This window comes from Agrobacterium sp. 6Ca8, from assembly GCF_055382765.1.
This window is the reverse complement of the sequence record NZ_AP026433.1, coordinates 262,396-274,708: the sequence shown is the minus strand read 5'-3', so window position 1 is coordinate 274,708 and position 12,313 is coordinate 262,396. Positions and strand designations below refer to the sequence as shown.

At 57.7% G+C, this 12,313-nt stretch carries 11 protein-coding genes; all 11 read right to left on the bottom strand.

Annotated features, from left to right (window positions below):
* Window positions 1-20 precede the first annotated feature (20 nt).
* The 11 genes from ACZ5A6_RS01405 to ACZ5A6_RS01355 all read right to left on the bottom strand — a co-directional run bounded on the left by ACZ5A6_RS01405 (window position 21) and on the right by ACZ5A6_RS01355 (window position 12,308).
* Window positions 21-1,124 carry a flagellar hook-associated family protein gene (locus tag ACZ5A6_RS01405; RefSeq protein WP_003515111.1) on the bottom strand — a complete coding sequence of 368 codons (1,104 nt, stop codon included), beginning with the start codon at window positions 1,122-1,124 and terminating at the stop codon, window positions 21-23.
* Window positions 1,125-1,127: 3 nt separating this feature from the next.
* On the bottom strand, window positions 1,128-2,606 hold the full coding sequence (flgK, locus tag ACZ5A6_RS01400; protein WP_112752200.1) for a flagellar hook-associated protein FlgK: 1,479 nt from the start codon (window positions 2,604-2,606) through the stop codon (window positions 1,128-1,130).
* Window positions 2,607-2,628: 22 nt separating this feature from the next.
* Window positions 2,629-3,909 (bottom strand): flagellar hook protein FlgE, encoded by a 1,281-nt coding sequence (locus tag ACZ5A6_RS01395; protein WP_112674063.1) that lies wholly within the window; start codon window positions 3,907-3,909, stop codon window positions 2,629-2,631.
* Window positions 3,910-4,013: 104 nt separating this feature from the next.
* Window positions 4,014-4,685: a transcriptional activator Rem gene (gene rem, locus ACZ5A6_RS01390; RefSeq protein WP_003515107.1), complete on the bottom strand. Its 672-nt coding sequence runs from the start codon at window positions 4,683-4,685 to the stop codon at window positions 4,014-4,016.
* A gap of 282 nt (window positions 4,686-4,967) precedes the next feature.
* Window positions 4,968-5,534, bottom strand: a complete 567-nt coding sequence (locus ACZ5A6_RS01385; protein WP_019564301.1) for a lytic transglycosylase domain-containing protein — start codon at window positions 5,532-5,534, stop codon at window positions 4,968-4,970.
* On the bottom strand, window positions 5,482-6,837 hold the full coding sequence (gene fliK / locus ACZ5A6_RS01380; RefSeq protein WP_174061618.1) for a flagellar hook-length control protein FliK: 1,356 nt from the start codon (window positions 6,835-6,837) through the stop codon (window positions 5,482-5,484). The genes ACZ5A6_RS01385 and fliK overlap by 53 nt, the downstream gene beginning before the upstream one ends.
* The gene (gene motC / locus ACZ5A6_RS01375; RefSeq protein ID WP_003515101.1) at window positions 6,834-8,111 is read right to left on the bottom strand and encodes a chemotaxis protein MotC; all 1,278 of its coding nucleotides are present in this window, start codon (window positions 8,109-8,111) and stop codon (window positions 6,834-6,836) included. Before motC ends, fliK begins: the two co-directional genes overlap by 4 nt.
* On the bottom strand, window positions 8,108-9,373 hold the full coding sequence (locus ACZ5A6_RS01370; protein WP_174061619.1) for a MotB family protein: 1,266 nt from the start codon (window positions 9,371-9,373) through the stop codon (window positions 8,108-8,110). Before ACZ5A6_RS01370 ends, motC begins: the two co-directional genes overlap by 4 nt.
* A complete protein-coding gene (locus tag ACZ5A6_RS01365; RefSeq protein WP_019564304.1) occupies window positions 9,370-10,020 on the bottom strand; it encodes a hypothetical protein in 651 nt (216 codons plus the stop codon). Before ACZ5A6_RS01365 ends, ACZ5A6_RS01370 begins: the two co-directional genes overlap by 4 nt.
* Window positions 10,021-10,271: 251 nt before the next feature.
* Window positions 10,272-11,564: a flagellin N-terminal helical domain-containing protein gene (locus ACZ5A6_RS01360; protein ID WP_019564305.1), complete on the bottom strand. Its 1,293-nt coding sequence runs from the start codon at window positions 11,562-11,564 to the stop codon at window positions 10,272-10,274.
* 306 nt (window positions 11,565-11,870) lie between these two features.
* Window positions 11,871-12,308 (bottom strand): hypothetical protein, encoded by a 438-nt coding sequence (locus ACZ5A6_RS01355; RefSeq protein ID WP_003515097.1) that lies wholly within the window; start codon window positions 12,306-12,308, stop codon window positions 11,871-11,873.
* Window positions 12,309-12,313: the final 5 nt, after the last annotated feature.

Sequence of the window (12,313 nt, the reverse complement as noted above, 5' to 3'; positions counted from 1 at the left end):
TCTGCCGCCACCCCTGTTCATCAGAGGTAGTTTACCAGACTCATTTTTTGCAGACGCGACGTAAGGCTGTAGGCAATTTCAATCTGCTGCTGGAGCAGATCCAGGCGTGTCTTCACCTCGTAGGTATCGATCCCCTCGATATCCAGCAGATGAGTCTCGATGATCTTTTTCTGGGCGGCGAGCGAGTCGTTCGCTTTCGAAACACGGCTTTCGGAAAGGCCGAGCTGGCTCTGCTGCTGGTTCAAACCACTAATGACCGTGCCTATATTGGTCACCGACCTGGTTGCCACCAATTCGCGAACGTCGCTTGGGACCTTGTCATCAAGGAACGTCATCGCCGTCATTGCTGTCATCGCGAAATAACGCATGCCCTGCGAGTTGCTGTTGGTCGATGTCTCGACCACCTCGTTCTGGCTGATGCGGCTCGTCATGTTCGTGTCGCTCGCCTTCGACCCATAGGTCGTCCAGAAATCGTAATTCTGGCCGGCCGTCAGATCGCTGTGCGGTGGGTTCGTAACCGGCGTAGTGCCGTTGAACACGCCTTCGATACGGGTCATGAACGCCGCGGCCTGATCCTTGGACAGGTCGGCAATGTTACCGACCGCAGGTGTCTGTGCCGCCATGAACGCGTTCAGCTCAACCTCATAGGCTGCCTTCAGCGTCGATCCTTCGGCAAAGTAGTCATCGATAGGCTTCACATCCGTATTGATGCCGGAAAACAGAAATTCGCCACTGACTGCCGTATTGGCAAAACCGGTGAAGGTGTTGAACGCATTCGAAATGGTTTTGGCGACCGTTGCCAGCGTTGGTGCTGCGCTGCTGGTATTCGGAACAAGAACCTTCTGAATTTCCTGGGCAGCCTTTGCCATGCCATCAAGTGCCGCCTGAGAGGACTTGAGGCGCTGCGTGGCGATGGAATTGACGCTGACGAGCGAAGAGAGACGATCGACATCGCGATTAAGGTCAAGACTGCGGGCCGTATTGGCACCCAGCGTCACGCCCAGGTCCGCATGTTTGCCCGTGGTCAGCTCGGTATTGAGGTTCGTCATCTCAAGCTGGGCCTTGAGGATGGTGCTGCGCATGCTGTTCTGCATCGCCAGCGATGAAATGAAGGACGTTTTCATCTATTACCTCACCATATCCATCAGCGACTTGAGCATGTCGTCGATGGTGGTCACCAGCTTCGTGGCGGCCTTGTAGGATTGCTCGATATCCATGAGCAGCGAAAGCTCCTCATCCAGGCTGACGGCAGTATTGTTCGAATAGGAGGTGGCGGAGCGCTCATAGAGCGCGCTTTTCGCTTCGTTTGCCGAAGTTGCGCCGGATCGTTCCTGTTCGAGCCACCCCACCGAGTTGGTGCCGTATTTCAGGATGCTTGTATTCGTATCGATACGTGTCGACGCGGCAAAATTCATGGGCGCGTCAAAAGCAGTGACATAGCTGTCGATCAGTGCGGAAAACCCGGTTCCGCCTGAAGTTGTGCTGTTGATTACATAAGCGGTACCGTTGATACCGCCGTCGCGCAACAATTCCGGGTTTCCACCTTTGGAAATAATTAACGCAGGGTTGACGGTAATGCTCGCAGCGAGCCCGGGAGAGACAACACCGCTTGCCGGAATGGTTGTGGCCGCAGGGGAGCCGTAGGTGAAGAGGCCTGGCATCTTCGGCAGCGTGCTGGTGGGGCTGGCCGGCTTTTCCGCAAACATGGTGATGAGGCCGCGCGCAATTTCGTCGAGCTGGCTCTGCATGGTTGGCGCCAGGTCGTCACGAACCTGCATCAGACCCTGAAGCGAACCTTCCGCTGTCGTGTTGCTGCCGCTGCTCGCCTTGATCGCGACGCCATCAACGTAGATCGCGTTCCCCGTGACCGTCGCGTCGTAGCCCGGCTGCGCCTTGAAAGTAACCTTGCGCGGCACAACTTCGAACAGGGTCGCGCCATCCGCCGTGTAGAGCGCCACGTCGTTGTTTTCACGATTGACGACGTTGATCCCGATGATGGACGAAATGTCCTTCAGCAGCGTCTCGCGCTGGTCGAGAGCATCACTTGGATTGCCGCCGATCGCGGTCTGCGCCTTGACCTCGTTGTTGGCTTCCTCGAATTTCGCGAGCAGGCTGTTCAGCTTGTCGACCTGAAGGGACATTTCCTTGTCGGCACGCAGGCGCATCGCCTGCAACTCGGACGAAGCCTTGTTCAGGGAATTGGCGACGTCCACGGCGGATGTCACCGCCGTCGCAGCAAGCGCGGAATCGCTCGGCTTTGAGGCGTAACCGTCAAGGCTCTTCAGCAGTTCCTTCATATAGGTGGCAGGCGAACTCTCGTAATCGTTGCCGCCGAAAAGGCTTTTCATCTCCTCGAGCCCGGTCAGAACGGTTTTCTGGCCGGAAGCGAGGGATGCACTGGAGATCGTCTGCCTCAGGAGGCTCTCATTCTGGGCACGGCCGTTGGCGACAATACTTGCACCTGACATGGTCGTGCCGAGAATGGCGGTTCGCTTGACGTAGTTCGCATTACCCACATTGGCAATGTTTTTCGAAGTAACGTCCGTCTGCTTACCTGTATTGTTGAAGATCGACTGCGCAGTATTCATTGCTGACGTGAGCGACATTCATTTGTCCTCGTGAGAATTACTATCTCTTCAGATTGATCAGGACATCCATCAAATCCGACCCGGTCTGGAAGACTTTCGAATTCGCTGTATAGATACGCTGGGATTCAATCATGTCGGTGAGTTCGCTGGCGATATCGACGTTCGAGCCCTCAAGCGCACCCTTCTGGATGTAACCGAAGCTGCCAGTTTGCGCGAAGCCGATTGTGACGACACCCGACTCGTTGCTGGGCAGATAAACGTTGCCGTTCTGCGGGCTGAGATTGTCGACGCTCGGCACCGTTGCCAGCGCCAGCTGGTAGATGTTGCGGCGGCCACCATCCTGATAGACTGCAGTCACCACGCCGTCCTTGCCGATTTCGACGTCCTTGATCTGGCTCGGACCATTGCCGTTCAGGATCGCGGTGCCGGGCGTGAACTTCGATGAGAACTGCGACATATCAGACAGGTCGATATCGATCGACTGTGCAACGCCGCTGTTGCTATCGTTGATGGTGATCGATTTGGGAGACGCAGTCGTAAGCTTGTTGGTGGCCGGGTCGAATGTCAGCGACACAGTTCCCTGGACCAGCGTAGCAGGTGCTGTTGCCGTGTATGGGAAACCACCATTCGTGGACTGGTCCTGACGATAAACCGCCACTTCCCAGGTGTTTGCAGCGGTCTTGGTATAGTAGAAATCGTAGAGTACCTTTGCACCGCCGCTATCGAACGCTGTCAGAGAGGTCTTGGCACCGATGGTCGAAGTGGCGACGTTGTTACTCGGACGCGAACCCGCAGCAACCGGATCTTCATCGCGGTTCAGGTTGGCCGGGAAGCTACCCTGTGTGGACGCCGATGCCGTCAGGCCGAAGTTGTTGACATTGATAGCCTCGAGACCGGTAAAACCGTTGACGACGGCAGCTGGCGGGTTGGATCCATAAGGGTAGCCCATCAGCTGGAAGCCAGCAGAGTTTTCCAGATACCCTTCCGCATTCTTCACGAAAGAGCCGGCTCTTGTGAGGTAAGGCGTGCCTGCTCCATCCTGAACCACGAAGAAGCCGTTGCCCTGAATGGCAAGATCGGTGCTCGACGTGGTGTAGGACAGGTTGCCCTGCTCTGAAATGCTGTAGCGAACGTTGGACTGCACGCCGCCGGAGGCATAGCTGCCCGACGAAGAGGGCAGAACGAGCGAGGAGAACGACGTCGATGCGCGCTTGTAGCCGGTGGTGCTTGCGTTAGCGATGTTGTCGCCAACGGTTCCCAGCTTGTTAGCCTGTGCATTCATGCCGGACACACCGGTTCGCATAGTGCCGAAAATACTCATTCAAAAACCCTCGTGGTCATCTTCAGGGAGAAGGTAAAGCGTTTGGCTTGCGTGAAGCTGTCTGAAATACCGCGTTTGAAAAAGACCACGCGGATGAATGAATATTATTGCCAATCAATGCTGTAACCGAGGAAACGCTTCGAATCGACCGGATCGTAGCCGAGCTTCTTGCGAAGCTTCTTGCGCAGCTTGCTGATGTGGCTTTCCACGACGTTCTCTTCGACGTCATCATCGAAGATGCCGTAGATTGCATTGAAAATCTGCGCCTTGGAAACGCGGCGTCCGCGATTGGCAATCAAATATTCAAGGATGCGGCGCTCGCGCCGCGGCAAGGCAAAGACCTCACCACCAACTTCGGGATCACGACCGTCTGAGAAAACCCGGATCGGTCCCGCATCGGTGAAATTCGAGATAACCTGCAGGCGGCGACGGATCGCCGCCGCACGCGCAAGGATTTCACGGGGGTGAACCGGCTTGCGCACGACATCGTCGACGCCGCTGTCGAACAGCGCCAGAGTCGATTCCAGCGAGGGCTGGTCGCTGACCGCGATCACCGGTGCCGTCGTGCGATCCCTGATCGCCTTGGGCAAGGAGAAGCTCCGGTCGCCCTGACCGATCAGGAATGCCTCTACGGCCGCCAGATCGCTGTCCGCTGCCGTCGAGACCCATTCCCCGAATTCGACCGGATCGAAACCGGTCGAGGGGATGCCCTCACGCCCAAATAGAGAAGTATAGCCGTCTTTAACGAGCTCGCGCTCATCAACCACTACGATCATTCGTCCGCCTCCGAATCAGTGTGGTGTTTTCCAATGCGGCATTGGTACGAATCGGGGGATTCAGCGACAACTGTAGGAAATCATCGATAGTTATTAATAATTGATTAACCATTTTGTGCCGATTTGATCTATATATAGTGGTTGTTAACCATATACGGTACAAAATTTTTGTGTAAAAATTTCAAAAATCCGAAAAAATCGCTTGCGACGCCTTTTTTAGGGCTTTCTCTCGCCACATTTCAAATTGCGAGTCCTTGACCGCATCAAAACAATCGATGGTTGTTATCCGTCACAGAAATTTTTCGCGTTGGCGGTCCATTTTCCGTAGCCCGTCGCCACCAGATTGGCGATCACCCGGCAGACATATTTCTTTTGAGCCGGGTCGTTGTTGGGCCCGGCATGATAGCGGGCAACCGCCATGGTCCAGGTTTCGTGCCTGTTGTGGAGATTGCGCAGGAACATGGCGGCATATTCGACATTGCGGCGCGGATCGAACATTTCACGCGCGGATGTGAAGTTTTCGCCATGGAAATAGTGGTTTATCTGCATGCATCCGAGGTCGATCAGCTTGGCGCCGTTGCGCTTTGCCGTCTCGAAAGTGGTCAATGCCTCCTCGGTGGAGGAGGCAAATACCGGTTTTCCCTCAATATTCATGGCGTTGGGGTCAAGCCGACCCTTGCGACCGGTCTCGGTCAGGCCGACAGAATAGAGAATTCCCTCCGGCACGCCGTATTTGCGGGCAGCGGACTGAATTTCCCTTTCACAGACACCTGACGTTGCCGAAGCGGAGGCGTTTTCAGAGGTAAACGCCGTTGTCAGCAGAAGTGCGGGCAGAGCCAAGAGCGCCATCCATGCCTTCATTATGCACCCCCAAATTATCACCATTGCCCTGCCGTCCGCCGCGTGTGCCGGACTCGTCACGGTTGCGCCCTGCGGCGGCCTGTTGGCCATGCTGCTGCGCCTGCTGATTTTGCTGATTGTTGGCTTGTGTGCCCGTTTGGTCACTCTTGTCAGAAGAAGCAATGCTGATCGTGATGTTATCAACCGTCAGACCCTGCGCCTTGAGGCCCTCGAGGATGCTCTTGCTGTCCTGCTGAAGCTTTTTGTAGGCGGCCACGTTCTCCACCGTCATGTGAACGGCAAGCTCATCACCGGCAAGACGCAACGACATCGTCACCGATCCCAGCTCGATCGGCGTCATGTGCAGCTTCAGCGTATGGACGACTTTGCCGGTGCTGCTCTGGGCCGCCTCATTGGACAGCGACGAGCCGGGCTGCATGGCGCTAACCCATTCAGAATCATTGGCGATGAGGCCAGTCAGAGCCAAGGCGTTGGATGAAGGTGCCAGACCAATGAACCGCCGCGAATCGAGAACGGTAATCGTCTCGGTCGCCTTGCCGCTGCTTTCCCGGGCATCGAACTCGACGCGGCCATCCCGCTGAACCGTACTCATATCGAGAGCGCGGGCCGTGCCGGAACGAGGAGATGCGAAGCGGAATGCCGAGGCGTCGCCTTCAGTGCCCGATCCGGATCCGGCTTCGTTTCCGGCAAGCTCGGTCCTTGCGTGCATGTCCTTCGCCAGAGGCTCAGCCTTGCCCCTGACAGTTTCGACCTTTTCGGATTTGACATCGGCATTGCCGGCAATCGCCTGCGCAATTTCCTCAAGGGGTGTCTTGGCTGTCACGATATCGCCGACATTGGCCGTGAGCGTCTGCAGCTCTGCCAGCTTCGGATCGATTGCATCCGCCGCCGTCTGGCTCTCCTTGTCGGCGTCCTTGACCTTCTTGCCAGGTTTGCCGTTTTCAGGCGATGTGTGCGCCGTCTTAATCGCATTCTGAAGCTCCGCCAGCGCCTCGTGACCATGGCCTTCTCCGGAATGGTCCTTGACGAGCACGTTCAGGAAGCTCGGGGGCCGCTTGACCGGCACATCCGTCTTTTCCGCATCGTCATCCGGTTGCGCATGCTGCTCCTCAGCCGATCCCGCTTCCTGCTGATGACGCGAATGCGGTGCCTGCGGCGGGCGCTCTTCCCTGACCGTCGCGAGGGTGTCGCCGAAACTTCCGCCTTTGGCGTCGTCCCTCACACTGGCGCTGCCAGCGCGCGGATCGTTATATGGCGCATTCACTATCGCGTTGATGGTTGCGTCGATCATGGTGCCCCCTCGCCTTTCTTCAAAAGGCTGTCGATTTCATCGAGCTTACTGCGGCCGCTCGTCACGAGTTGCCGGACGTTCTCGCCCTCATCCTCAGCCTTGTGGTTTTCAACTCTCCATATGCCCTTGGTCTCGGCACTGGCCGCCTCATTCGCGGGCGCGCCCGACCCAGCCCCCTGCCCTGCCGTGACACCGGGATCGGCGCCAGGCTGCGGGGAAGGCGGACGAACCACCTGGTCGGCGATTGCCCTTGCCGCGTCCCGCAGGGCCCTGTCGCGATCCGAAAGCTGGGCCTCGGGAATTTGCCCGATTGTTTCAATCGCGCTCACCACATCGGGCGTGCCGATATTGGAAAGGCTTTCATAGAGATTTGCCTGAACTTGCGGCTGGTCCGGCATATCCGGCGACAGCGCTTTCGCCTTTAACGCCGCCATGCGCGCCAGCGAATCCTTGCCGCTGATCGCCGCGAGACGGGACAGGCGCAGATAAGCTTCCTTCTGCCTCTCCGCGTCCATCATGGCGAATGTTTCCTCTATCGTGTCGTGCCCGATGGAATCGACACGTTTGACCACCAGTGAGACCAGAAGGTCCGCGAACTGGCTGGCATAGGGCGAATGCAGGAACCGCCGCGCGTAACGCTGTGCATATTCGACGCCACGCCCGGCATCGCCGTCTTCAACGGCGATAGCAAGCGAGCGGCGGAGCGCAGCCTCCTCCACGATGGTACCGGGCGCTTCGAGCCGGGCTATGTCATAGAAACCGAGGGCAGCCACCGGATCGCGGGGGATCGTCACATTGCCGCCGATCAGTGCAAGATAGGCGCCAATTCTCGTGCCGCGATACTCGGGCACCATGGCAGCGATGCTCTGGGCGACCAGCGTTCCCTTGCCGGACAGATATTTGCGCAGAATATCGGCGACGCGGCTGTCGAAATTGCCGTCCACATCCCGCGCGACGAGCAATTCGAGCGTGGCCGGATTGCCGCCGCTCATCGCGTAGACAAGCGCCGCATCGACATTGCGCGGATCCTTGAAGATCGCCGAAGGTGCGCTCTTAAGCCGCTCGTCGATCGTCTGGAGCAGAAACCGCTGCATTTCGGTTGCCGAATGGTCTCCCATGGTGACGGAATCCTGCACGAACTGCAGGGAGCGCAACATGGCATAGGGCATGAGGTTGTCTTGCGATTGCGCAAAAACCTTCGCCGGTTCGGCACCGAGACCACACAGTGTCGCCGCAAGAAAAACCCAACGTTTCGAGGATTTCGTCACACTCACCCCCGATCGGCCTCAAGCAGGATTTCGATACGGCGGTTCGCATTCGCCAGCGGGTCTGCCGGCACCTGCAATCTGCGATCCGCAAAACCCGAAACCTGTTTCACCCGCTCTTCCGACAGGCCGCCGCGAACCAGCATGTAATAGGCGCTGTGCGCGCGGTCCATGGAAAGCCGCCAATTGTCATTGGCCTCACCTTTGAACTGGCGTCCATCGGTATGGCCGCGGATCACCACGCTGCCGCCACGCTCCTGAAGCAACTTGCCGATCTTCTCCATGGCCAGGACCATTTCGCCGCGGGGCACAGCCGATCCGACATTGAACATCGGCGTTTCCGTCTGGTCGGAAATGGTCAACAACAATCCGCCTTCGGCGGGCGTCACCACCAGACCTTCGGCGAGCTTGCCGCTGATGCCGGATATCTGCTTCTCGATCTCTTGGCGCAGCTCTTTGGCCTCTTCCTTCTGCGCAGCAGTGCCTTGCTGCTGCTGCTCCGGCTGAGGCTGCGTAAGTGCTGCCTGCTCGGCGGCACCCGGCCGCTGCTGCGGCACCACGGCGGCGACTTCCATGGCCTTGCCGTGATCTGCACCATCGGCTGGCTGCTGAGACGATTTAGCCGCAACCGCTTCATTATCCTTGGCAGCGTCCTGCTGCTTGTTCTCGGCAGATTGCTGCTGGTCCGCACGTGTGATCTTCACCTGCTGGGTCCAGAAATCGGGATCGAAGGGATCGCGGTAAGCCTCACCGCCGCTCGCACCCGTCGCCGGGCCGGAATCGGCAGCACCACCTTCGCCCTTGGCGCTGACATTGGCCTGCTGCCCGACCTGCTGGGCAATTTCCGCCAGAACGGAATAGGGATTCTCGAAAAAGTCCGCTTCTGAGAAGTTCGACTGCTCCCCGGTCTGCGAGGTCAGGTCTTCACCTGTTGCGGCGGCTGAACCCTGGGTAACCTTTTCCGCCTTTATGTTGGACTGGTCTTTCTTCTCGACGCCCTCTTCCTTGTCCACGGGTTTTTCCAGCCCCTTGGACGAGGGTTTCTCATCGGACAGCTTTATCGGATTGAAATAGCTGGCAACCGAGGCTTTGGTTTCCTCGTTTGCGGCATTGACCAGCCACATGACGAGGAAGAACGCCATCATGGCCGTCATGAAGTCGGCGTAAGCGATCTTCCACGCGCCGCCATGGGCGCCATCGTGCCCGCCCTTGTGGCGTTTGACGATGATGATCTCGTTCTTGCCGTGGTGGTGATTTTCGCCTTCACTCATTTCATCACCTTGCGAAGACTGGACGCCCAGGCGGACATGCGCGTGACGAACACGCTTTCACCCAACTCAACGGAGAGGTCGATATCTGCCGTCTCGGTAAATTTCATCGTCTCTTCTTCAAAGCCCGGCTGCGTCTTCAGCTGCTCAAACAAATCTTTCGGGCCTTTCACGACAAGGGTCACGGCCTCGCCATCCGGCATGGAGGCACGAACGACATCCGCAAGCGCCGAAACCGCCTTCAGCGACAGCTCTTCGGTCAGAACCGGGGCAAGGATATTGGCGGTCTGTTCGCTGAGATTGGTGGCGATCGCATCGATGCCTTCACGCAGTCTTAGCGACAGGAAAACGGCAATTTCTTCCAGATAGACGGAACGTAAGCCTTCGAGTTCTGCGGCATGAGCAGCAAGAAGCTCCTCGCGCTCGGCCTGCATTTTCTCCGTGATCTCGCGGGTCGCATCCTCGTGACCACGGGCATAGGCGGCCTGTTTTTCGCTTTCGACGTCGAGCGGCTCGAATTCATCGAAACCGGACGCAATATCGCCAAAACCGGAAATGCCGTCGACGTCTGCCAACGGTTCGCCGAACGTCAGTCCCGCGGGCTGCACGTCACCGAAATCCTTGAGATATCTTGCAATGGACGCGCTCATGCCCGCCCCCGGCAAAACAGGCCAAAGGGGCGAGACATGTTTCGTTGCCTGCGATCAAAGCCGTTTGGCGGCACCACCGTCATCCTTGCTACCCTGCCCGTCTCTTCAATTGTTTCCGGCCGGATCACGCCATGCGATCCACCCGATATTGCCCCGACGTTAGGTGTTCAAACTTGTGCGAGGATGAAGGCGGGCCCCGTTTTCAGAAACCTTGCAACCAACTCCCCCGAACCCGCCGGACCGACGCCGGGTTACTTGAAGAGCTGAAGGATGTTTTGCGCGTTGGCATTGGCGATCGAGAGCGCCTGGATGCCGAGCTGCTGCTGTGTCTGCAGAGCCTTCAGCCTGGTCGATTCCTCGTTCATATCCGCATCCACGAGACGGCCGATACCCTTGTCGATCACGTCCATCAGGCTCGAGACGAAGTTCTCCTGCATGTTGATGCGGCTCTGCAAGGAGCCGAGGCTGGAGGCCGTACTGGTCATGGCTTCGAGCTGCTTGTCGACAAAACTCATCATCACATCGATGGCGTCGGAAGCGGTGTAGTTCGTGGTGCCACCGGAAAAACCGCTCATGGCTGCCGCCACGACATCGAGATTGTCGAGATCGAGCGTGGAGACGGAAAGACCGAGGGATCTGGCAACGGAGGTCGGCGCACCGGTCGTGTCATAGAACCAATCGTTGCTGCCTGTGTCCCGATAGGCCGCCGCGACGGTGGTGGTGCCGCTCGAAGGGTTGGTCGCCGTCACCTTGACCCAGGTATTCTCGGACAAACGAAGATAATTCACCGTTCCGTTGCTGTAGACGCTCGGGTCGGCATTCGTATCCGGCGTCGCCGCATTCAGCGTGCCGATTTCGGCGTCCGTCAATTTCTTGACGACGTAACCCGCATTGGTGGTCACGCCGGCTGTCGTCGATGTTTGGGTGATCTGTTGTTCCGTCTTCGCGACAAAAACGGCGCTCTTGTCGAGAATACCGAGTTTTCCGCCGCTGAGGTCGAAAAGCACGGCACTGCCGTCCAGCACATAGTCAACCGTGGTGACGCCGACATTGCCCGAACCGGTGCGCGTGAAGGACGCGACGACCTTTTTGGTGATGGGTTCTACAACCGGCGGCGTGCCACCATTGCTGATGCTGGCCTGCAGCCAGTTCTCGCCGGAGAAGGAGGCAGATTCCGACGTGCTCTTCAGCTGTTCCTGAAGCTGCTTGATTTCGTCCTGGATCTTGCCGCGGTCAGCCCCGACGCCATAGGCGGCGACAAGCTTTTCCTTGATTTTCTTGACGACCTCGATCGAGTTCGCAAGGGCGTCATAGGCCGTATCGACCTTGGCGGCGCCCAGTCCCAATGCATCCTGCACGGCCGAGAGCGCTGCATTGTCGGAGCGCATGGTTGTGGAGATAGACCAGTAGGCGGCATTATCCGCCGCCGTTTCGACACGGTAGCCGGACGACACACGCGCCTGCGTCGTCTCGAGATTCTTGTCGATCATGCGCAAGGTTTGCAGCGCGGCCATCGCCGCCGCATTGGTCAAAATGCTGGTCATTGGGTCCACCCAATTGGTACTGTCGGGAAAAATCCGGCGCTGCGCCGAAAACGAGCAGAGGCATCATGCGCATCAGCGATGGTAAAAAGAGCCACCGCGACCTGCCGTTCGTTAACAAATCGTTAATTCGATAGGTACCAAACAACAACGCTGATTTGCAAGGCGTTCCTTGCCTTCACAGGCCGGTTTTGCATAAACCGACACGCTTCAGGCAAGGTCGGGTGAAAAAGTGCCCGAATGAAGCCATCGCGCCCGCGAATTCGGAAGGCGCAATGGATAATATATGAAAATGTCCGCTGGACTGGTTCAGGCAGCTTCGCCTTGGCGGGCCGACACGAATCGGGCAGCCGTCAGGCTCTGACGGAGAAATTCGGTGTTCTCGTCCGGATTTTCCGAAGGGTTCTGAAACGAAACATGATTGATCTCGACCGCAGCATGCTCGTTGGCCAGAATCAATTGCGCATAAACCGTCGCGCCGTGCGGTTTCAGTTCGAGATCGAGGACGATCTCCGGCGCCCCTTCCCATTCGAGCCTGTATTCGCCACCGGCACCGAAATTGATCGTGCCCGGATGATAATAAAGCTCCGCGGCCGACGAGACGAGGTCGGCAATGCTGCCGTAGCACTCGAATCTGAGCAATGAAATCAGGTCGGCCGGATCGAGCAGGCGCAGTTCGGTGGCGATCGGGTTGATCGCCTCTGCGACGATCATTTCCCGCTTTTCAGAATAGGCGGATTTTTTCATTGGTT

What these genes read in the sequence shown, in the direction of transcription:
- ACZ5A6_RS01405 (WP_003515111.1), bottom strand. Translation starts at nt 1,124, where the DNA reads ATGAAAACGTCCTTCATTTCATCGCTGGCGATGCAGAACAGCATGCGC.
- flgK (WP_112752200.1), bottom strand. Translation starts at nt 2,606, where the DNA reads ATGTCGCTCACGTCAGCAATGAATACTGCGCAGTCGATCTTCAACAAT.
- ACZ5A6_RS01395 (WP_112674063.1), bottom strand. Translation starts at nt 3,909, where the DNA reads ATGAGTATTTTCGGCACTATGCGAACCGGTGTGTCCGGCATGAATGCA.
- rem (WP_003515107.1), bottom strand. Translation starts at nt 4,685, where the DNA reads ATGATCGTAGTGGTTGATGAGCGCGAGCTCGTTAAAGACGGCTATACT.
- ACZ5A6_RS01385 (WP_019564301.1), bottom strand. Translation starts at nt 5,534, where the DNA reads ATGGCGCTCTTGGCTCTGCCCGCACTTCTGCTGACAACGGCGTTTACC.
- fliK (WP_174061618.1), bottom strand. Translation starts at nt 6,837, where the DNA reads ATGATCGACGCAACCATCAACGCGATAGTGAATGCGCCATATAACGAT.
- ACZ5A6_RS01370 (WP_174061619.1), bottom strand. Translation starts at nt 9,373, where the DNA reads ATGAGTGAAGGCGAAAATCACCACCACGGCAAGAACGAGATCATCATC.
- ACZ5A6_RS01365 (WP_019564304.1), bottom strand. Translation starts at nt 10,020, where the DNA reads ATGAGCGCGTCCATTGCAAGATATCTCAAGGATTTCGGTGACGTGCAG.
- ACZ5A6_RS01360 (WP_019564305.1), bottom strand. Translation starts at nt 11,564, where the DNA reads ATGACCAGCATTTTGACCAATGCGGCGGCGATGGCCGCGCTGCAAACC.
- ACZ5A6_RS01355 (WP_003515097.1), bottom strand. Translation starts at nt 12,308, where the DNA reads ATGAAAAAATCCGCCTATTCTGAAAAGCGGGAAATGATCGTCGCAGAG.